Below are 21,184 nucleotides of genomic sequence, written 5' to 3' on the forward strand. Positions count from 1 at the left end.
AAGGCATTCTCCCACTGAGCTATCCCTCCGGTTGGCCATTGTAGCCGAGCCGTGCACACTGCGGCCATATTTGTCGGAACTCGACCTCGAATGCCGGAATTCGCCGAATTGTCGGAATTAACTCTCGAATGGCTGTGCGGCGCGGCGATTCGGCAATGCTCGCGCGAAACGGGCGGATCGAGGTCATGCTCATGGCCGAGGCAGACGTCGATCGGCGTGAGTATCAGGGCTCGGACCAGGGTTATCCCCGATGACAACCATGCCGCCGTGCGGCCAGGATGGCCGGGTGAAACCATCTGGCGTGCTGGTTGTTTCGGCATCTCTATGCTTCTGCGGATACGGCGCGATCCGGCTCGTCGGCAAGGCGAGTGGGCACTACGGACCCGGCATCGCCTGGCAGGCAGCGCATTTGGCCGGATTGGCCGCGCTGGCGCTTTTCGTCCCGGTGGTGCTCGGCCTCGGTCGCGGACTGCCGCGCGGCCCGGTCCGGACCGGCGTGCTGTCGGTGCCCCTCATGGGATCGGCCGCCGCCATCATCCAGTTCGGTATCGATATCGTCTTCGCCGTCCTGGCGCCGGACGCCACCCGAATGACGACGCTCTACCGCGATTTCTCGGCGATTCCGGGTGTCAGCGCGGTTGTCTACACGGTGGGGCCGCAACTTTTCTATGCGGGCCTGGTCTTGCTGGTGGTGCTGCTCGTCCGAGTGGGCCGCCTGCCATGGTGGAGCGCAGTGGTATTGGTGGTGAGCGTGCTGTTGTCCATCGTCTCGCTGGATCTGCTTCCGATCACGAGCCTCGGTATTCTCGGTGCTTTGCTACCCGCAGGCCGGCTGAGCGACGAGCACACCGGACCCCGCACACGAATTCCCGATGCCGAACTCGATCCCGTTCCGTTGGAACAGCATCCCGGCCACGCATAGCATCCGCGAGTCGCACTGCGCCACATCCCGATGCGGGCGGATATGACGGCGTCGGTCGGCTGGTCTTGTCGTGCGGTCAGATTCGGCCCAGCGCGGCGATCGGGCTCTCGATGTAGTCGGCCAGCAGCCGCAGGAACCCCTCCGCCGAATCGGCATCGCATACGCGCTGGTCGAAGGTCAGCGAGAGACGGGTGATCTTGCGGAGGGTCATTTCTCCGCCGACCGCCCACGGGCGATCGACAATGCGACCGATCCCCAGCAGGGGCGCATCGGGATTCGCGGCGGTCGCGGTCGAGCCGTCCATGCCGGACGCCCCGTAGTTGTCGATCGTGAAAGTGCCGCCGGTGAGTCGGTCGGCCGGGATCGTTCCGGAGTCGGCAAGCGCGAGCACATCCCGCAGCTGGGTGGACAGTTCGACGGTGGTCATCGCATCGGCTCGCTCGAGCACCGGGACGACCCGGCCGTGCGGCGTTCGCGCGACAATCCCGAGATTCACCCGGTCGAACCGTACGATCTCGCCGCGCTCGATGTCCACGACCGCGTTCAGCTCCGGATACTGCCGCAGTGCGGCAATGGCGAGCCGCGCCGGCAGGGCGGGCAGACCGATCCGCTCGCCGCGGGGCAACGCCGCGTTGATCACGCGCCGCGCCCGCAGCAGTTCGGTGGCATCCACGTCCAGCCAGGTGGTCGCGTCCGGAATCTCGCGGCGACTCGTGGACAGCCTGTCGGCGATCACCTTTCGCACGCCCGCGAGCGGAATCCGCTGCGCGACAAACCCGAAGGCCGCCGCCACCCTGGATCGCCCACCGGCGCCGGACGCTCGGCCATCGGCACCGCCCGACCCCGCCACTGCCCCGGCCGAATTCGCCACAGCCCCGGCCGAATCGCCTGCATGCCCGTTCAAGGCCGCCGTAGCAGGAACCGAATCCGAAGCACCACGCTTCGAATCCGATACGGCGCTGGGCGAATCGACGGCGGCATCGCCAGAACCCACCACAGCGCCACCCCGATCCGCCGCAGTCGCGGACGCGCCCGCCAGTGCGTCATTCGAATCCGATGCGGCACCACGCGAATCCGATGCGGTGCCACGTGAATCCGCCACAGCGCGGCCCGAACCCGGCGCAGCGCCTTCGGCGCCATTCGAATCCAGCCCGACGCCCCTGGCGCTCCCGGCGGCACCACCATTCGAATCCACCGCTGCGGCGCCAGGCGAGCCTGCTCCCTCGGCGATCCCGATCCCAGCACCGGCACTCGCCGCGGCAACATCGGCTTCGGTGATGACTCCGCCGACCCCGCTGCCCGAAACCGTACGCAGATCAACTCCTCGATCCCGCGCCGACTTCCGCACGGCAGGCGAAATAACCTGCGGCACACCATCATCCGATCCAACACCGCCGGATCCCCGCGTGCCTGCCATCCCCCCCACCCGGCGCCGTCGCCTACGCGTTCCCGCGCTGGTCCCGTACCCGATCAGCACATGACCCGACCCCGCCCGCTCCTCTTCTCGATACTGCTCGTACCTCTCCCCCGGAACGTGCGCGTCGAACGGCCTTCCAATCAGCCCATTGGCTGCGGATTCGACGCCGACGGTGATCAGCGGTGCGCCGACGGCCAGTGCCGAGTTCTCGGGCACGTGCAACTCGATGACGGTCCCCGCGAACGGAATCTGCACCTCGACCGTGGCGCGCGGCATCTGCACCACGACCACTTTCTGGCCGATGACCACCGTATCCCCGACCGCGACCCGCCACGCACGCACGACTCCCTCGACAAGACCCTCGCCGAAGTCAGGGAGGGTGAATACCTGCTCAGCGCGTTCGCCGGCGCCAATGATTCGCTCACTGCGTTCGCCAGTACCAACGTTTCGCTCACTGCGTTCGCCCGTATCCATGATTCGCTCACTGCGTTCGCTCATGCCGACACCGTCCATCGTGGGTCCGGGACGTCGTCCCACTGCAGTCGCTCGACACTGTCGAGCACCCGGTCGACGTCGGAGAGGTACAACTTTTCGAGTTTCGGTGCGGGATAGGGGACATCGAGTCCGCTGACGCGCAGCACGGGCGCCCGTAGCTGGTGGAAGCAACGTTCCTGTACACGCGCGGCGATCTCGGCGCCGACTCCGGCGAAGCCCTGTGCTTCCTGGATGACCACGCAGCGGCCGGTCTTGCGGACCGACGCCATGACCGTCTCGTCATCGAACGGGACGATCGATCGCAGGTCGATGACTTCCAGGAACCGGCCGTCCTCGGCGGCGGCCCGCGCCGTGTCGAGCGCGACCGACACCGACGGTCCGTACGCCACCAATGTCGCGTCCCGACCTTGCCTGCGCACCGCGGCTTTGCCGATCGGTTCACCGAGTCCGAGTTCGACATCCGCACTTTCGAAGTAGAGCCGTTTCGGTTCGAGGAAGATCACCGGGTCCGGATCCTCGATCGCACGGCGCAGCAAACCGTAGGCGTCGCCCACGGTCGCGGGCGTGACGACCTGCAGACCGGGTGTGTGCGCGTAGTAGCCCTCGCTGGAGTCGCAGTGATGCTCTACGCCGCCGATACCTCCCGCGTAGGGCATGCGAATGACCATGGGCATGGTGATGGCGCCCCTGCTGCGATTGCGGAGCTTCGCGACGTGCGAGACGATCTGTTCGAAGGCCGGGTAGGCGTATGCGTCGAATTGCATCTCCACCACCGGCCGGAATCCGCTCATCGCCATCCCGATCGCGAAGCCGACGATGCCCGCCTCGGCGACGGGGGTGTCGAAGCAGCGGTCGTCGCCGAAGCGTTCGGTCAACCCGTCGGTCACCCGGAAGACGCCGCCCAGCGCGCCGACGTCCTCACCGAAGATCACCACGTTCTCATCGGCGGCCAGCGCGTCGCGCAGCGCCTGATTGAGCGATTGGGCCATGGTCAGCATCGTCATCGCGACACCTCCTCGGATTCGGCGGCCAGTTCGGCGGCGACCTGCGCCTGCTGTTCGCGCAATTGCGGTGTGGCGGTGGCGAAGACGTGCCGGAAAATATCGTCGGGGTCGGCGGGTCGTTCGGAGTGCATCGCGGCACGCACCGCCGCGGCGGTCTTGTCGGCCTCCTCCCGCACCCGGTCTACAGCGGCGTCGTCGAGCAGGCCGTGCGCGCGCAGGTAGGTTTCCAGGCGCGCGATCGGATCGCGGGACAGCCACCGCTCGACCTCGGCCGATTCCCGGTAGCGGGTGGCGTCGTCGGCGTTGGTGTGCGCCTCGAGGCGATAGGTGTGCGCCTCCACCAGTACCGGTCCGCGCCCTGCCCGCGCGTATTCGACGGCCGCGTCCAGCACCGCGAGCATGGCCATCGGATCGTTGCCGTCCACCTGTTCGGATCTGATTCCGTAGCCGACGCCCTTGTGCGCCAGCGACGGCGCGACGCTCTGCCGCGCCAGCGGCACGCTGATGGCGAACCCATTGTTCTGCACCAGGAACACCACCGGCGCGTGGAAGACCGCCGCGAAGTTCAGGCCCTCGTGGAAATCGCCCTCGCTGGTCGCACCGTCACCGCACAGTGCGAGCGCCACGGTCGGGTGGCCGCGTCTGCGCTCGGCATAGGCCAGTCCGGCGGCGTGCGGCAGCTGGGTGGCCAGCGGTGTGCACTGGGGTGCGGTCCGATAGACGGCGGGGTTGTAGCCGCAGTGCCAGTCGCCTGCGAGCAGACCGAGCAGCGCGACCGGTTCGACGCCGCGCGCGCCGATGGCGACGGTGTCCCGATAGGTGGGGAACATCCAATCGGTGACCTCGAGGCACATCGCCGCCGCGATCTCGCAGGCTTCCTGCCCGCGCGAGGACGGGTAGACGGCCAATCGCCGCTCTTTGGTCAATGCGGTGGCCTGCAGGTCGAATGCCCTGCCCAGCACCATTTTTCGATACATCTCGACGAGGCGGTCGGCGCTGGGGAGCGGATAGTTGGCCTTGCTGTCGACCGCTTCCCCCGAAGGGGTCAAATACTGGACGGCGCTGTCCGCAGGGAGGAATTCTCGGTACTCACCGGTGTGATCGACGAGAGGCATGACACCTCCAGAGACGATGCGGCCGGATATGCTGCCGATAGCCAGGCTCTTTGTGGAGAAGCGAATTCGCGGGACAGACCAATGCCCTCGGTCGCCAACCCCGGCCGGATGTCTCGGCGACCCTCGCGAATTGCCTCGGCAAAGACAGAGTAATCCTAGCAAATCACCCGCATCCCGGCCGCGCCCAATTCTCGCCGACATAGAATTGCCACGCCCCACACCCCTACGAGCGGTGACCCGGAACCTGCGCGACCCGAATGACTTCCGAGGAAAGATTGAGCCATATGGCGACTTCCGGCAGTTCCACCGCAGGCCAGCGCATCGAGATTCGCCGTCGTCGCCGCGGCCTGTCGCGGAAGGTGGTCGCGGGTCTCGTCGGCCGCAGCGAGGAGTGGCTGCGACTGGTGGAGTCCGGGCAGCGCAGGCTCGACAGCATCGCCCTGCTGACCAGGCTCGCCGAGGTGCTGCAGATCGATGACCCCACCGATCTCGTCGAATGGTCCATGCCGAAGACGCCCGCCTTCCTGCCGAACCCGACCGATGAGCTGACCGCGCTGCGGCACGCCATCACGGCCCATCCCGTCCTGCGCCACGATCCGGCCGAGGCGAATCGCGATCCCGAATCCCTGACGGCCGATGTGCACTATTGCTGGCACCTTTGGATGAATTCGGGGCGGCGCCACTCGCAACTGGCCGATACCCTTCCGGCCGCAATGAATGCGACGCGAATGGCGCATTGGCGACTGCGGACACCGCAAACAGCCGACCTGCTGGCCGGTTTGTATCACATTTCCCGATATCTGTTCGCCGCATGCGGCGATCACTCGACCGCGACGCTGGTGGCCGATCGTTCCCTGGAACTCACCGCGCAATACCGCCTGCCGCTGCCGATCGCCGCAAGCACCTGGCATCTGGCCTCGGAGTTGCTGCACTGGGAGCGGATCGACGAGAGCCGCGAGTGCGCCCTCGCCGCCGCCGACCTGATGCCCGCGGCGGAACCGCAGGCGGGGGCCGCCGTGCTGCGGGGCGCGCTGTTGCTGCTCGCCGCGCTCAGCGCCGCCGACGACGAACAGACCCGCCACCGCCTGCGCACCGCGGCACAGGAAGCCGCCGACACCGTGGGCGGCGACTGCCACGAACTGGGAATCCCCTTCGGACCAACGGAGTTCCACATCGCCGAGATGCGGATCGCACTCGACCGCCACGATCCGGACCGGACCATCCGGCTCGCGGCCGAGGTGGATCCCGACGACCACCTGCTCGTCCAGCAACGCGTCGCGTACTACGTCTACCAGGCCACGGCCTTCGTCCAGCGGCACGACGACACCGGTGCCACCTTCGCGCTGATGAAGGCGGCCTCCATCGCCCCCGAGGACATCGGGCACAATCCCGCGGCGCGCGAATGCCTGCAATATCTCGCCCGGCGCGGCAATCACCTGGTCCGGGCCGAGGTCGGCTACCTGCTCGAGTTGGCCGGACTCGTCGGCTGATCCCCGCGGCGGCGGGGTCCAAAATAATTTGGAATTCGACGCGTCGGCTCGAGCCAGGATTGGAAGACGATCGCCAATTCCGTTGGGAGCCAACTCGATCCCCGTACCACCCGGCGGTGCGGCCGTACGGTTCTGAGGGATAGCTGACCGATGAGCACCTGCGAATGACGCTGCGACACCACCGGCTATGCGACGAAACCGGGACGCCCATGACCACACCTGTCATCACCTTCGCTCTGCTCGGCACCCTCGAGGTGCGCCATAACGACCACGTCATCCCGATGACCGGCAAACATCAGCGCAGCCTGCTCGCCGCGCTGCTGATCCACCGCAACAACCCGGTCCCGCTCGGCGATCTGATCAATGAACTGTGGCCCGATGGCCCGCCGCGGTGCACGCCGAACGCGCTGCACGCGCAGATTTCGCGCCTGCGCCGCACCTTGCCGTGCGGTGCCGAAACCGGAATCGACCTGCGCGCCCAATATCCCGGCTACCTGCTCGACGTGCCCGCGCAGGCGCTGGACACCTTCTGGTTCCGCTATTGGCTCCAGCGCGCGAACACGACCAAGAGCCGTGATTTCGACGAGGCGCTGAGTTGCTATCGGAAGGCGCTGGACTGCTGGCGCGGCCCCCCGCTGCACGATATTCCACCGGGCCGGATCCGCGATTCGGAGGTCGAGCGCCTCGACCGCGAGCGGATCAACGCGCTGGCGCAGATGACCGAGATCGAACTCGCCTGCGGCCGCTACCTCGATGCCATACCCCGCCTCGAACGCCTGATCGTGGAGCATCCGCTCGAGGAACACCTCTACGTCCAGCTGATGATCGCGCTCGAGCACGTGGGCAGGCCGGGCGACGCGATCCGCGTCTATCAGCGGGCACGCCAGTGCCTCGCGGTGCAGCTCGGTCTGTCGCCCTCGGCCGTGCTCGATCACACCATGGACCGAATCCTGCAGCGCGGCTGAAACTTCCGCGCCACCATCCCATTTGGAGGCCGCCATGCGCGCGATACGCTTCCACCGATACGGCGATCCGGACGATGTGCTGGTGGCCGAGGACATTCCGATGCCGGTGCCGACCGGTGGGCAGGCACTGGTCCGCGTGCACACCCGGCCGGTCAACCCCTCCGATGTCATGTACATCGAGGGCCGCTACGGCCGCGCCGCCGAATTCCCGGCGACCGCCGGATTCGAAGGGGCAGGCGTCGTGGTCCGGCCGCCCCCGAATGGGTTGCCCGCGACCGGAACCAGGGTTTCGGTGGCCGCGCGCGGCACCTGGCAGTCCTATGTCGCGGCGGCGACCGATGAGGTCATCGTGGCCCCGGATGGGGTGGACGATATCCTCGCCGCGCAGCTCACCGTCAACCCGTACGCGGCGCGAATGCTGTTGGACCACCTGGATCTGCCGCCCGGCGGCTGGGTCGCGCTCAGCGCGGGGGCCTCGGCGGTAGCCGTGCAGTTCGGGTTGCTCGCGGCCGCGCGGGAGGTGCGCTGTATTCACCTGGTGCGCTCGAAGTTCCAGGCCGAACGCTTGGCAGGCGGCGGCGCGGATATCGTCATCGACCTGTCCCAAGCCCCCGACGCCGGTGCGGGCGGTCCCGACGGCTGGGCCGCACGGATCAAGGAGATCACCTCCGGCGGCGTCGACGCGGCCATCGATTCGGTGGGCGGGGCCGTGGGCCGCCTGCTGCTCGACAGCCTGCGCACGGGCGGCACACTGGTCGCCTTCGGCATCCTGTCCGGCGAACCGATTCCGGTGCCCACCGGCGAATTGATATTCCGGAATCTGCACCTCGAAGGTTTCTGGTTGCCCGAGCATCTGGAAAAACTCTCCGACGTCGAACGGAAGAATCTCGACGCGGCCGTATTCGAGGATCTGCTCCGAAATCCGGAGGCGCTGGCCGTCGCCGATACTTTCGATCTCGCCGATGCGGCGGATGCGGTTCGACGCAGCAGGTCGACGGATCGCACCGGGAAAGTTTTACTGGTCGGATGATCAATTCGATGGAAATTCATATCAGCGCCGGATCAGCAGCACATCAATTCCCCATCAGTGGCATGGGCTAGAAAGTAGTGGCCCCCACAAACTCCCCTAGGAAGAGAATCCGTGGACCAATACAACGCATCGAATGCGACCCCACTCGAATCGCCCATTCTGCCGTGCGTCGATATCTGCGGCACGGAGGCGACCGTACCTTCCGCGATTCCCGGACTGGCGGACCCGTCGGATCCGATCGCCATTGCCGCGCACTATCGCGCGCAGGGCGCCGACAAGGTCTTCGTCGATGTGCAGGATTCCTGGGAGAACTATCGAACATTCCTTCCGGTGCTCAAGAAAATGGCCGTCGGTGGCGGATTGTGGGCGACGGTGGCCGGTGGCCGCCTGCCCTCGGCCGCCGCCGCGGACATGCTGTTCGAGGCCGGCGTGCAGGTTCTCGGCTTCAGCACCACCTCGCTCGAACACCCGTCGATGGTGTGCAGGCTCGCCGACCGCTACGGTTCCGCCCGGCTCGTCGGCATCATGAATATCCGCCACACCGCCGAGGGACACTGGCACGTCTTCGTCGACGGCGGCACCAGGCCGACCGACCTGGATGCCATCGTCTGGGCGCAGATGCTCGTCGATCTCGGCGTCGGCTCGCTGCTGCCGAACAATCTCGACCGCGAGGGCACCGGCGCCGGATTCGACGTCGACCAGGTGCGCGCCTTCGCCGACGCGGTGCCGATTCCGGTCATCGCCTCCGGCGGCTGCGGCTCGCTCGAGCACATCTACGGCGCGCTGACCGTCGGCGGCGCCCGGTACGCGATCGTCAACAAGGTCGTGCACGGCGCGCGGATCTCGCTCACCGACGCCTACGACTACCTGCGCACCGGTGGCGTGCCGGCGGCGTGATGACCGCCCGCTGGATTCGACTGAGCGGCCCCCGCCGCTCAGTCGAGAGCCGCCGCCGCTCAATTGAATTCAGCGGCCTCCGCCGCTCAGCCAGATTCAGCGGCCTCCGCCGCTCAGCCAGATTCAGCGGCCTCCGCCGCGGCGGCCCAGTAGCCGCCGATCGCCTCGTCCATCTGTCGCCCCGCGACAATGGCGCGCTGCGGATCCTCGCCCGCGTCGAAACCCTCTTCGGCGGCCAGCAGCGCCTGCCGCTCGAGTTCATCGGATTGCCCGCCCGCGTAATAACCGACGAATTCCGCGGGCACCGCGAGACCGGATTCGGGCAGCAGCGCCAGCATTTCGTCGCTGTCGGGAAAGTATTTGACCATATCCCAGTACAGTGCGATGCCGGTTTCCGAAGCGTTGCCCAGCCAGCCCATCCGTCCCCAGAATGCGGCCACCTGCCAGGCCCGCGGATCCTCCGGCCAATACTGGAGCGTGGGCGCGTCGAGACGCATCGCCGCGCAGACCTTCGACAATTTCGGGCCCGCCCGATTGATGAGGTGGATCATATTGGCCAGGAATTCGGTATTGTGCTGCCTCGGAAATCTGGCCAACACGGCGGCGAATCCGGTGATCTCCGCCGGATGACATTTATGGGTGACACCGACCAGACCGGGTATCGCGGTTTGCGGCAACGTGCCTGCACGCAATCGTTCCAGGAAAATATTGGGTATCGGACGGTCGACCGACATCTTCTGCAGCGTCTCGATCGCCGCACCCGCTCGCGGCATATCCGTGAAATCGGTGAACATACTCGCCTCCTGCCGTACGGGAAATGGTCGCGAATATCGCAGACAACACTGCCACCGGGGCGTGACCGAGCACTGAGGCCGCACTGACGCGACACTGACCCCCTTCCCTCGGCTTCGGCCGGATCCTCCTCCCCCTGGATGCCCACCATGACTGACGAGTTCTTCGCCGATCTTTCCGGAGCACGAGCGATCGGACCGACCACCGTACTGGAGCGGGTGGTGCTGATCCCCGATCCGACCGAGTACCGGACCGCGGACTGCCTTGTCGCCTTTGTCGCGCTGCTGTCCTGGTGCCTGTGCACCGACCACTCGGTGCTGCGCATCGACGACAGCGCGGGCGGCGTCAACGCCTCTCGCACACTGCCGCTGCCGCTCGACGGCGCGACCGCCGTCGCGGACCTCCACCGCCTCCTCGCCCCGGAGATACCGTCGACGGGCGCGATTCGGGTGCGCTGCCTGGATCGCGACGCGGCGGTCGTCCCGCTCGGCTTGAGCGTTGCCATGTCCCGGTCGGGCAGGCCGGATCGGGTCTCGCTGACCGTCGAGGGCAGGCATCCGCACCAGGGCAGGCTGTGCGATCTGGCAGGCAACCTGGCCACGCTGCTGGGCCGGGTCCGGTCCCACACCGGAACCCTCGCCGACCTCGACCCGTTCGACGGCACCCAGTTGACGGCCATGAAATCCCGCTGGCAGCAAGCCAATCCGGTGCTGCCCATGATCACCGTGCCCGAACTGATCGCCCGGCACGCGCATCACCGACCCGAGGCGCCCGCACTGACCTATCGGGGCGACACCATCAGCTATCGCGCGCTGTGGGCCGAGGTGAGCGAGCTGGCGAACAAGCTCACCGATCGCGGCGTGCGGCCGGGAGACAAGGTGGCCGCGCTGCTCGGCCCCGGCCCGGCGGGTGTGCGCTGTTTCCTCGCCACCATGCTCGCGGGCGGCTGCCACGTACCGGTCGACCGCCGGATGCCGCAGGCGCGCCGGGACCACCTGCTCGCCGACAGCGGCGCGGGCTACCTGCTCGATCCGGACGCCGAGGAACCCGTCACCGAAACCGGCGCACCGCACGCCCCGTCCGATCCGGACCTCGCCTACCAGCTCTACACCTCGGGCACCACGGGAAAACCCAAGGGCATCGGGATATCCCACCGCAATCTCACCCACCTGCTCGCCAATCCCGAACTGCCGCTGGACCTTCGGCCCGACGATGTCTGGACGCTGTTCCACTCGTACTCGTTCGACTTCTCCGTCTGGGAGATCCTCGGCTGCCTGGCCACGGGCGGACGGTTGGTCGTCCTCGACGCGGAGAATGTCATGGATCCGAGCAGACTGCGGGTCACTTTGCAGCGCGAGGGCGTCACCGTGTTCTGCCACACCCCGTCGGCCTTCGCCCGGATCATCGCCGTCGACGAGCGCGATCCGCTGCCGCTGCCGCGGCTGCGGTATGTCATCTTCGGCGGGGAGAAGCTCGAGCCGCCCCCACTGCTGTCGTGGCGACTGCATCATCCCGACGTGCGCCTGATCAACATGTACGGCATCACCGAGGCGACGATTCACGCGACCTTCCACGAACTCTCCGACGAGGATCTCTGCGAGGTCCGCAGCCCGATCGGTCTGCCACTGCCCGGCACCGCGCTGTACCTGGTCGACCCGGACACCGGCCGCCGCCTGGTGCCCGACGGGGCCGTGGGCGAAATCTGGTTGGGCGGTACCGGTATCGCCGCCGGATACCACAATCTGCCCGAACTGACCGAGCAGCGCTTCCCCACCGGCGTTCTCGGCGAGGACCGCCTGCTGCGCACCGGAGATCTGGCCCGCCGCCGCCTCGACGGCCGCCTGGAATACCTCGCGCGCGCCGATGACCAGTTCCAGTGGCACGGCCACCGCATCGAACCCGGCGATATCGAATCCGCGCTGCGCGAACATCGGCTCGTCGCCAATGCGGCGGTGGTGATGTCGGGCCGGTCGGGCGGGTTGATCGCGGCCTTCGTCGTCGCGCGCGCCGAAGCGGATTCGACCGGGCCGCCCACGAAACAGCAACTGTCCGAACATTTGCGCACCCGGCTGCCGCAATACATGGTGCCGCACGTCTTCCACTTCGTCGCGGCGCTGCCGCTGACCGATACCGGAAAACTGGACCGGCGCGGGCTGATCGCCATCGACGAGTCCGGCGGTCCCGATGCGGTATCGCATCGCCCTGCGGTGCAACGGGATCGGCGTGAGTCCGATGCCGAGCAGATCCCCGCGGCCGTCGCGCGGATTCCGGTCGAGCCGCTGTCCGCGGTGCAGGAGCGGATATTCATCGCCGATCGACTGGCCGGTGTACCGAATGGGTATGTGGAGACCCTCGCCTGGCGCGTCGGTGGCGGACCGATCGAACTCGCGGCGCTGCGGGCCGCGCTCACGGCATTGACCGAGCGGCATCGGTTGCTGCGCACCGGATTCGTCGTCGACCGCGGGCGCGTGCGGGCGGTCGCCGGATCGGCGTGGGAACCCGCAGTGCGGGTCATCGAGGTGAGTGAACCACCGGAATTCGGGGCCACGCTCAGCACGCCGATGGTTCCGGCGAGCGGGCGGTTGCTCGAGGCCGTCGTGGTCCGAGCGCGAGGGGCCGAGGATGTCCTCGTTCTGCATCAGCACCATCTGATCACCGATGAGGGTTCGCTCGGACCGCTGATGGACGATCTCGACCGCTGCTACCGGGCCGCCCGCGCGGGCGCGCCCGCGACGCAGTGGCCGGGCGCGCAGTACGCCGATCTCCCGCCGGAACCCGAACCCGAGGCGGGCGCGCTGGCTGCCGCCACCGAATCGCTTGCCGGGGTGCCGATTTCGATCCTGCCGCCGGTGCACGCGGTCGCGCCGGATGGCCGCATCGCGGTCGAAGTCCCGGTGGCGCGACAGGTGCTGCGCTCGGCCTGTCGCACCTATGGCGCACCGGCGCATACACTGATCGCGGCGGCGCTCGCGCTGGCGCTGCACCGCTGGCTCGAAACACCGGATATCACTTTCGGTTCCGTGGTGTCGACGCACGCCGAGGGAGCGGGCGCGGCCATCGGCCCGCAGTTCGATCTCACAGTCGTGCGCTCCCACCTCGGCACGGTCGGCGATGTGGTGCGATCGGTACGCGCTCGGATCGCGGACGCACTCGACGGCCCGCCGGTGCCCTACCACCGGTTGGTCGCCGGGATCAGAAGCGAACGGGGCGCCGCACCGTACTGCGAGGTCCTGCTCAGCGGATACGGCTCCGCCGCCGCGGACATTCCGCTCGGCGCGCACCGCCTGACCCGGCTGCGGGTGCCTGCCGCCCTCCGACGTCAGGGGCACCCGATCGTCGTCACCGCCCACGACGTGGGTGCGCCCTTCGACCTCGACCTCTGCTACCAGGGTGAGCGGGTGAGCCGGGCCGGGGCCGAGGCGCTCGCGGCCTGCCTGCGGGATGCGCTGCTCACCGTGGTAGGCGCGGGAGAGGCACCCCGCACCACCGAAATGGTGGCGGCGCAACAGGTTCCGACCGTGGCAACGATACTGACCGCCGGACCGGCGGCGCCCGCGAACGGCGCACCGAGATCCGTCCCCGCCATGCTCGAATTCGCCGCCGCGACCGCGCATTCGGCACCCGTGGTGCAGTCCCGGTTCGAATCGGCCGCACCCGAATCCCGCACGGGGTCCCGCGATCCCGTCCGGTCGGCCGACCTCGCGGACGAGATCCGCCGCAGCTGGCTCGACGTGCTCGACGCGACGGACCTCGGACTCGACGACAACTTCTTCGACGTCGGCGGCGATTCGGCCAAACTCATCGCGGTCCACGCCGAACTCGAGCGATTGCTCGGCCGGGAGGTGCCGATCGGCGTGCTGTTCGCCTGCCCGACCATCCGCGAACTCGCCGATCACCTCGAAGCGGAGGGACCGTCGTGACCGCGCCCGTTGCCGTGATCGGCCTGGCCTGCCGCTTTCCCGGCGCCGCCGACGCCGCGCAGTTGTGGCGACTGCTGTGTTCGGGATCCGACGCCATCACCCGAGGTCCCGGCGACCGTCCGACGCGCGTCGCCGCCTACGGCACGCTCGACGACGGACACGCCTTCGACGGCGCCTTCTTCGGGTACTCGCGCGCCGACGCGGCCAGGATCGATGCCCAGCAGCGCGTCTTCCTCGAGGTCGCGGCCCAGGCCATCGACAATGCCGCGATCGATCCGACCCGCCCCGGCCACCGCATCGGCGTCTTCGCCGGATCCGATCCGCCGCACCCCAGCGAGGCCGACGAAACCTATTGGGACAAGGACTTTCTCACCAGCCGCGTGGCCTACAAGCTGGGACTGACCGGGCCTGCGATGACGGTCCAGTCCGGCTGTTCGACCTCGCTGTCGGCCGTCCATGTGGCATGTCAGAGCCTACGGTCGGGTGAATGCGATATCGCGGTGGCAGGCGGGGTCCGCATCGCCGAGGACTCGACCGGATACCCCTACCTGGCGGGCGGCATCCTCGCTCCCGACGGCTATTGCAGGCCCTTCGACCACGCCGCCGCGGGCACCGTGCCCGGCGAAGGGGCCGGCGCGGTCGTGCTGTGCCCGCTGAACGACGCGCTGGCCGCCGGATACGAGATCGACGCCGTCATCCGCGGGTCGGCCTGCACCAACGACGGTTCGCACCGGGTCGGGTTCACCGCGCCCTCCCCGCGCGGCCAGGCCGAGTCCGTCCGCGCGGCACAGCGGCTCGCCGGGGTCACCCCGGAGGAGATCGGCTACATCGAAGCCCACGGCACCGGAACACAATTGGGCGACCCGATCGAGGTCGAAGCCCTCGCCGCGGTCTTCCACGACCTGCCCGCGGGCGAACACTGCGCCCTCGGCTCGGTGAAGGGCCACCTCGGCCACACCGGCTGCGCCAGCGGGATCGCCTCCCTCATCAAGACGATTCTGATGCTGCGCCACGGACAATTGGTCCCCACCGCCAATTTCACCGCCCCGAACCGACTGCTGCACCTGGACCGCACCCCGTTCTTCATTCCCACCACCGCCCAACCCTGGACGACACCGCGCCTGGCCGGGGTCACCTCGATCGGCATGGGCGGCACCAATGTGCACGCCATCGTCTCCGGCCCGGTCGACCGGCCCGCACCGAGCGCCCCGACCGCCTCGGCCACCCGGATCCTCACCCTGTCCACCCCCGCCGCCGACACCCTCCCGCGCTACCGCCGCGAGATCGCCGACGCACCGAACACCGCCGCGACGCCGAATTCCACTGCTACGACCGGTTTTTCACCAGAAGACCTCGCCGACACGGCGTGGACGCTGGCCGCGGGCCGACGCGACCATCCGTGGCGCACCGCGGTGGTGGCACGCACCCCCGACGAGGCCGAACACGCGCTGTCCGGAGCGGTCGAACCAGTACGCGCCACCGACAGACCCAAGGCCGTGCTGCTGTTTCCGGGTCAGGGATCGTGGCGACCGGAGGCGGTGCGGCTCGCGTGCGAGCGGCTGCCCGCGGTGGCGGAGGTGTACGACGCCGCATCCGCCCTGGTGCGCGAACAGTTCGGAATCGACCTCGCCGACGGCGGACCCGACGCGCCGAATACGGTCACCGAGCAGGTCGGCCTGTTGGCCCTCGGGTACGGACTGGCAGTCCAGCTGCGGAACTGGGGTGCGCGGCCCGTCGCCGCGCTCGGCTCCAGTCTCGGCGAATACACCGCCGCGACCGCGGCCGGGCTGTGGACGCTCGAGGACGCACTCGAGATCGTCGCCCGCCGCGCCATGGCCATGGCCGCCTGCCCGCCGGGCGCGATGCTCGCGGTGCGCAGGGCCGCCGCCGAACTCGGGCCGTTCCCGCCGGAGGTGTCCCTGGCCATCGACGGCGTCGACCTGGCCGTCGTCTCGGGACCCGAGCACGAGATCGAGCAGTATCGGAAACTCTTGGAACACCACGGCATTCGCAGCAAGCCGCTGGCCACCGCACTGGCCTTCCACGCACCGGCCATGCGTGCGGCCGCGGCGGAACTCGAGCGGGTCATCCGGGCCGCGCCGACCGGCCGACTGCATTTCCCCGTCCTGTCCAACCGCGACGGCGGCCCACTGTCCGACGAGCGTGCGCGGCAGCCCGGCTACTGGGTCGAACAGATGCTCGGCACCGTCCGGCTGGCCGACAATGTCGGACAACTGCTGTCTCGCGGGGACCGGCTGTTCCTCGAACTCGGCCCCGGCGCCGCGCTTTCCGGCGCACTGCGCCGCCACCCGGACTGGCAGGCCGACAATCGCGTCATCGCACTACCCGGATCCGGGAACGAGCACGACCTCGCCCGATCCATCGCCGATCTTTGGCAGGTCGGCGCGCACGTCGAACCGACGGTGCTGGCCGGACCCGGACCGTACCGGCTGCGTCATCTGCCCGGTCCGCCATTCACGCGGACAGCGCAGGCCGCGGCCGTCGAACCGGTTGCCGCAGAACGCACCAGCCCCGCGAGCCCAACCTTCACCTGGCCTGGAACCGGTGGCGGCAGTAGTGCCGCGGCCGGTCCGCGCGGCGAACATGGGAGCCTGCAGCAACCCGGAACCACAAGTTCGACCGGAACCGGACCCGAAACACAGGGTTCCGCACTCGAAACGATCGCAACCGCAGCGGCCCTCGGCCTGCCAACAGCCGACAACAGCGAGTCGCCCACACACGAACGACTGAGCATCGCAACACAATTCGACCACACCGATACGGTTGCGCGCACGGTCCTGAACGCCTGGCACGAATCCCTCGGTGTCGACACCTTCGAACCCGACGACGACTACTACCGCCTCGGCGGCGATTCGCTCGGTGTGCTGCATCTGCTCGATCGCCTTGCCACCGAACTCGAGATCACCATCCCGGTAGAGGATTTCACCGCGCACCCCACTCTCGGCAACCTCGTCGAGTTGGCTCGTGCCACAGCCGTTCCCGTGACCTCGCACCACGAACCGATCACCCGACCGGTCGTCCTGACCACGGGCAGCCGCACCCCGATCTTCTTCGTTCCCGCGCTGACCGGAGGACCACTCGCCTACGCGCGCATCGCGGCGGCGCTCCCGGACCGCGCCTGCTTCGGGCTCAGACCGCCCGACCGGTCCACCAGTCCGGTGCGCGGCCTCGCCGACCTGGCCACCTACTACCTGGCCCAGCTCGACACGACAGCGGAATTCGTCCTCGCCGGTTGGTCCCTCGGCGCCACCGTCGCCCACGAGCTGACCCGGCAGGCGAATCTCCTCGGCATCCACCCCGAACGACTGATCATGATCGACGGACATCCGGCGCGCTTCGGCCTGCCGGGGCTGCTCTCCCCCGAGCATCTGGCCGTCGCCCTCCCCGGCCTGCGCGAACTGCGTGCGGCTCGGCGCGGCCGAAAGCTCGACGCCCGCAATCGAACCGGCCTGTCGAGCCCGCAGGAGGCGGCGGCGGCCACCGCCGATCTCACCGCCCTGCTGCGCTATCACCCCCGGCCCGTCCCCGTCCCGACCACCATTCTGCGCGCGGGACGCACCGCGGCCCAATGCGACCGGCTGGCAACCCATTTGGCCGGACTCTATCCCGGTGGGGTGCAGGTGCTCCCGCAACCCGGCGACCACTACGCCCTCCTCACCGACACGGGTGCGCGGTTCATCGCCCGCACCATCGACACCGTCCTCGAGCAGGGAGCAGCACCATGACAGTCGCCCAGAATGTGCTCAATCGAGCTGCCACACAACCGAATTGCCTTGCCATCGAGGATGAGGACGGTGCGCTCACCTACGGTGAGCTGGCGCGGGCGGCGCTGCGCGGCGCGACGCTGCTGACCCGGCACGGTCCGCCGGGCAGCCCGGTCACGGTGCGTGTGAACAGAATGCGCGATCACATTGTGGCGGCACTCGGGGCGATGCTGGCCGGACGGCCCTACGTCCCGCTGGACCCGTTGGATCCGGCGCGACGCGTCCATCGATTCCTGTATCCCCCATTGATCGGCACCGTCATCACCGATGATCCCGAGCTGTCCGGGGAGCACATCGTGGGCATGGACGACCTGCGCGCGAGCGAGCCCGCCCCCCGGCCGAGCCCGCCCATCGCGCAAGCCTTCGTCATTCGCACCTCCGGATCCACCGGGGTGCCGAAGGGCGTCGTGGTCGGGCACGCCAGCCTGACCAACCTCATCGACTGGCACAACCGCACCTATCGGGTCGCCACGGGGACGCGCCAATTGCAGACCGCCAACCCCGGATTCGACGCGGCGGTCTGGGAGATCTGGCCGTGCCTGTCCGCGGGTGCGACGGTGGTCGTCGCGCCCGCGGAGATCCGGCTCTCGCCGGGCGGCATCATCGACTTCGGGCGCGAACACCGCATCGACCTGCTGTTCAGCCCCTCGCCCATCGCCGAACTCATCGTGGACCTCGACGCCGACGACGCCATCACCTGGCACACCCTGCTCACCGGCGGCGATGTGCTGCGTTTGAATCGGATCCCCAGCGGATGGTCGGTCGTCAACCACTACGGGACCGCCGAGGCCACCGTCATCACCACCGCGCACACCATCGACGCACTCCCCGACAACGGGCTCCCGGCCATCGGGCACCCGATCGACGGCGCGTTCGTCCGGTTGCTGGACGAGGCAGGCCGGGAGGTGCCGCCTGGCACAATCGGCGAACTCTACGTCGGCGGTCGGGTGCTGGCCGAGGGCTACCTGGCCCAACCCGAGGAAACCGCACAGGTTTTCGTGCACGAACCCGAGCACGGCAGCCGCTGGTACCGCACCGGTGACCTGGCCGCACGCGATGCGGACGGCCTGCTGTATTTCCATGGTCGCCGCAGCGTCGAGCAGTTGAATATCCGCGGGGTACGCATGGAGGTCGGGGAGGTCGAGGCGGCGCTCATCCGCCATCCCGGCATCCACGACGCCGCCGTCGCGCCGATCGGCCCGCCCGGCGCGGATCGGATCCTCGCCGCGCTGATCGTCGCCGACGACACCGTGCCCGCGCCGGGCCGGTTGCGCCGAGATCTGGCGGGTGAACTTCCGACCGCGCTGATCCCGACCCGCCTGGTCCGCGTGCCCGCCATCCCCCTCACACCCAACGGCAAGATCGACCGCCGCGCCGTGCTCGAGGTCCTCGAGGGCGAGCAGCCGCACCATCGACCCGACAGGAGTATCGCGTGAATGAGAACGAGGACGCCGAAATGGCCGCCATGACCACCATCTGGGCCGAGACGCTCGGCACCACGCCCGCGCCCGACGAGAACTTCTTCGATCTAGGCGGACACTCGCTGACGGCGGCGAAGATCATGCACCGCACCGAAGTGCGCACCGGAGTGCGACTGCCCGCCACCGTGCTCTACGACCACCCCACCGTTCGAGCGTTCGTGCGCGAACTGGCGCGCCGGACGACCGTCTCCTGAGGAGTCCACCATGGAAATCAAGATCACCGCCAACCCCACGGCCACCGATCTCGTCGATGCGGTCGCCCGACTGAACGCCGAGTATCCGCTGACCAATCCGCTGCTGGAGCGTGGCCGCGCCGGCACGCTCACCGTGGCGCACCTGCGCGCTCTGGTGGCCGGGGAGATCCGGCTGCACCCGCCCGAGATGGGCACCTACGGGGTGCTGATCGGCCGTTTCCCCTTCGTCCCCGCCGCACCGTATTTCGGCAAGCTGGCCAGTATGGTCTACGGCGCGACCCCGCGCCTGATGCACTGCGCCGCGGAGCTCGGACTCGACGACGACGAGATCGACGCGCGCACCGTCGGTCTGCCCAACTACGCCTACAACGGGGTCATGTCCTGGCTCGGCCAGTACGGCAGCACCTCCGCCGCCGCCCTCGCCGCCCTGGTCGATATCGAGATCTACTACCGCGACACCTTCGAACTACTCGACCTCATCCGCGCCAGGGGCCTCGACGCCCCCAAACCGTTCATGGACTACTACGCCAACGGCGAACCGGGACAATGGGAAGACGGCGCGCTGGAAGTGATCCAGCACGGCCTGGACTCCGGCGACAACCCGCGCGACACCGTCCACGCGGGCCGCCTCATGGCCGAATGCATCGAACAATTCTGGATCGGTGTCGATGCCAACGCCCGCTGAGCGACCGGCGCACACCTCGGACCCCGATTACCAACTGAGGGTCAGTTTGCCGAAGAACTCACCTGCCGCCAGGCGTCGCAGTGCGAGGCGGGCCTGGTCGAACGGGTAGGCGGTATCGATCAGCGGCCGCAGGCCGTTCTGCGCCATGAAGTCGAACAGTGCTGTCGCCTCCTCGGCGGTGCCGCTGGTCGAGCCGACGACGGACAGTTCGTAGGCGAAGATTCGGGTCAGGTGGGCTGCGGGGAGCGCGCCGGTGGTGGCGCCGGAAACCACCAGTGTGCCGCCGGGGCGCAGCGCGCGCAGGGAGTGGTTCCAGGTGGCGGCGCCGACGGTTTCCATCACCGCGTCGACGGGTGCGGGCAGCACCGCGCCGGACGGGAACGCTTGGTGCGCGCCGATCGCGAGGGCTCGGACACGTTTCGCTTCGGTTCGGGTCGTCACCCAGACGCGGTAGCCCGCCGCGCGGGCGAGCGCCACGAGCGCGGTCGCCACGCCGCCGCCCGCGCCTTGGATCAGAACCGTATGCCCCGGCCGTAATCCGGAGCGGGTGAACAACATTCGGTAGGCGGTGAGCCAGGCGCCGCACAGGCATGCCGCCTCTTCGAACGAGAAACCGGGCGGTTTGGGTATGAGCGTGTGCGCGGGCACCGCGACGGTGGTCGCGAAGGTGCCGTGGTGGCACTCCCCCAGAATGGTGCGCCGCGGATCCAGTGGCGCGTGCGCGTACTTGGGATCGAATACCAGCCCTGTAACCAGAACCTCCCGCCCGGACGGATCGATACCGGCGCAGTCCGAGCCCAGGACTATGGGATAGCGGTCCGCGGGCACGCCCGCACCGCGCAGGATCCAGAGTTCGTGATGGTTCAGTGACACGGCGCGCACCGCCACCGCCACCCATCCGTCGGGGATCGGCGGGTCGGGGAAGGACCCGATCCGCACCGCCGACAGCGGGTCCTCCGGCGCCGGATGATCCGCCCAGACGGCCTTCACCG

General features: G+C 68.5%; 15 protein-coding genes. 10 read left to right on the forward strand and 5 right to left on the reverse strand.

Features of this window, described 5'->3' with window-relative positions:
* Positions 1-286 precede the first annotated feature (286 nt).
* Entirely contained in the window at positions 287-922 is a 636-nt protein-coding gene (locus tag D5S18_RS26315; RefSeq protein ID WP_147404188.1) for a hypothetical protein, read from the forward strand.
* A gap of 76 nt (positions 923-998) precedes the next feature.
* On the opposite strand, the gene D5S18_RS26320 is transcribed toward D5S18_RS26315, so the two are convergent.
* The 3 genes from D5S18_RS26320 to pdhA are packed head-to-tail and all read right to left on the reverse strand — an operon-like array spanning position 999 to position 4,953.
* Positions 999-2,837: a 2-oxo acid dehydrogenase subunit E2 gene (locus D5S18_RS26320; protein ID WP_239004012.1), complete on the reverse strand. Its 1,839-nt coding sequence runs from the start codon at positions 2,835-2,837 to the stop codon at positions 999-1,001.
* Positions 2,834-3,838 carry an alpha-ketoacid dehydrogenase subunit beta gene (locus tag D5S18_RS26325; protein WP_120043777.1) on the reverse strand — a complete coding sequence of 335 codons (1,005 nt, stop codon included), beginning with the start codon at positions 3,836-3,838 and terminating at the stop codon, positions 2,834-2,836. The genes D5S18_RS26320 and D5S18_RS26325 overlap by 4 nt, the downstream gene beginning before the upstream one ends.
* Positions 3,835-4,953 carry a pyruvate dehydrogenase (acetyl-transferring) E1 component subunit alpha gene (gene pdhA / locus D5S18_RS26330; protein ID WP_120043778.1) on the reverse strand — a complete coding sequence of 373 codons (1,119 nt, stop codon included), beginning with the start codon at positions 4,951-4,953 and terminating at the stop codon, positions 3,835-3,837. The genes D5S18_RS26325 and pdhA overlap by 4 nt, the downstream gene beginning before the upstream one ends.
* A gap of 284 nt (positions 4,954-5,237) precedes the next feature.
* Between pdhA and D5S18_RS26335 the strand changes: the two genes are divergently transcribed.
* The 4 genes from D5S18_RS26335 to D5S18_RS26350 all read left to right on the forward strand — a co-directional run bounded on the left by D5S18_RS26335 (position 5,238) and on the right by D5S18_RS26350 (position 9,335).
* Complete coding sequence (locus tag D5S18_RS26335) at positions 5,238-6,443, forward strand: helix-turn-helix domain-containing protein (protein ID WP_158607974.1); 1,206 nt, start codon at positions 5,238-5,240, stop codon at positions 6,441-6,443.
* Positions 6,444-6,652: 209 nt separating this feature from the next.
* On the forward strand, positions 6,653-7,408 hold the full coding sequence (locus D5S18_RS26340; protein ID WP_158607975.1) for an AfsR/SARP family transcriptional regulator: 756 nt from the start codon (positions 6,653-6,655) through the stop codon (positions 7,406-7,408).
* Positions 7,409-7,442: 34 nt separating this feature from the next.
* Positions 7,443-8,438, forward strand: a complete 996-nt coding sequence (locus tag D5S18_RS26345; RefSeq protein ID WP_120043781.1) for a zinc-dependent alcohol dehydrogenase family protein — start codon at positions 7,443-7,445, stop codon at positions 8,436-8,438.
* A 111-nt stretch (positions 8,439-8,549) separates the two neighbouring features.
* Positions 8,550-9,335, forward strand: coding sequence for a HisA/HisF-related TIM barrel protein (locus D5S18_RS26350; protein WP_120043782.1), 786 nt, complete (start codon positions 8,550-8,552; stop codon positions 9,333-9,335).
* Positions 9,336-9,448: 113 nt separating this feature from the next.
* On the opposite strand, the gene D5S18_RS26355 is transcribed toward D5S18_RS26350, so the two are convergent.
* Positions 9,449-10,129, reverse strand: coding sequence for a hypothetical protein (locus tag D5S18_RS26355; protein ID WP_120043783.1), 681 nt, complete (start codon positions 10,127-10,129; stop codon positions 9,449-9,451).
* A gap of 147 nt (positions 10,130-10,276) precedes the next feature.
* Between D5S18_RS26355 and D5S18_RS26360 the strand changes: the two genes are divergently transcribed.
* Genes D5S18_RS26360 through D5S18_RS26380 form a run of 5 tightly spaced genes read left to right on the forward strand, consistent with a single transcriptional unit; the run spans position 10,277 to position 20,192 of the window.
* The gene (locus tag D5S18_RS26360) at positions 10,277-14,047 is read left to right on the forward strand and encodes a non-ribosomal peptide synthetase (protein WP_158607976.1); all 3,771 of its coding nucleotides are present in this window, start codon (positions 10,277-10,279) and stop codon (positions 14,045-14,047) included.
* A complete protein-coding gene (locus D5S18_RS26365) occupies positions 14,044-17,793 on the forward strand; it encodes a type I polyketide synthase (RefSeq protein ID WP_120043785.1) in 3,750 nt (1,249 codons plus the stop codon). The genes D5S18_RS26360 and D5S18_RS26365 overlap by 4 nt, the downstream gene beginning before the upstream one ends.
* Positions 17,790-19,268 (forward strand): amino acid adenylation domain-containing protein, encoded by a 1,479-nt coding sequence (locus D5S18_RS26370; RefSeq protein WP_120043786.1) that lies wholly within the window; start codon positions 17,790-17,792, stop codon positions 19,266-19,268. Before D5S18_RS26365 ends, D5S18_RS26370 begins: the two co-directional genes overlap by 4 nt.
* A complete protein-coding gene (locus D5S18_RS26375) occupies positions 19,265-19,507 on the forward strand; it encodes an acyl carrier protein (RefSeq protein ID WP_120043787.1) in 243 nt (80 codons plus the stop codon). The genes D5S18_RS26370 and D5S18_RS26375 overlap by 4 nt, the downstream gene beginning before the upstream one ends.
* A 10-nt stretch (positions 19,508-19,517) precedes the next feature.
* Positions 19,518-20,192 carry a hypothetical protein gene (locus D5S18_RS26380; RefSeq protein ID WP_120043788.1) on the forward strand — a complete coding sequence of 225 codons (675 nt, stop codon included), beginning with the start codon at positions 19,518-19,520 and terminating at the stop codon, positions 20,190-20,192.
* 27 nt (positions 20,193-20,219) lie between these two features.
* Here D5S18_RS26380 and D5S18_RS26385 read toward each other — a convergent pair whose 3' ends face one another.
* Positions 20,220-21,182, reverse strand: a complete 963-nt coding sequence (locus D5S18_RS26385; RefSeq protein ID WP_120043789.1) for a zinc-binding dehydrogenase — start codon at positions 21,180-21,182, stop codon at positions 20,220-20,222.
* Positions 21,183-21,184 lie beyond the last annotated feature (2 nt).

Source organism: Nocardia panacis (genome assembly GCF_003598715.1).
GTDB lineage: Bacteria > Actinomycetota > Actinomycetes > Mycobacteriales > Mycobacteriaceae > Nocardia > Nocardia panacis.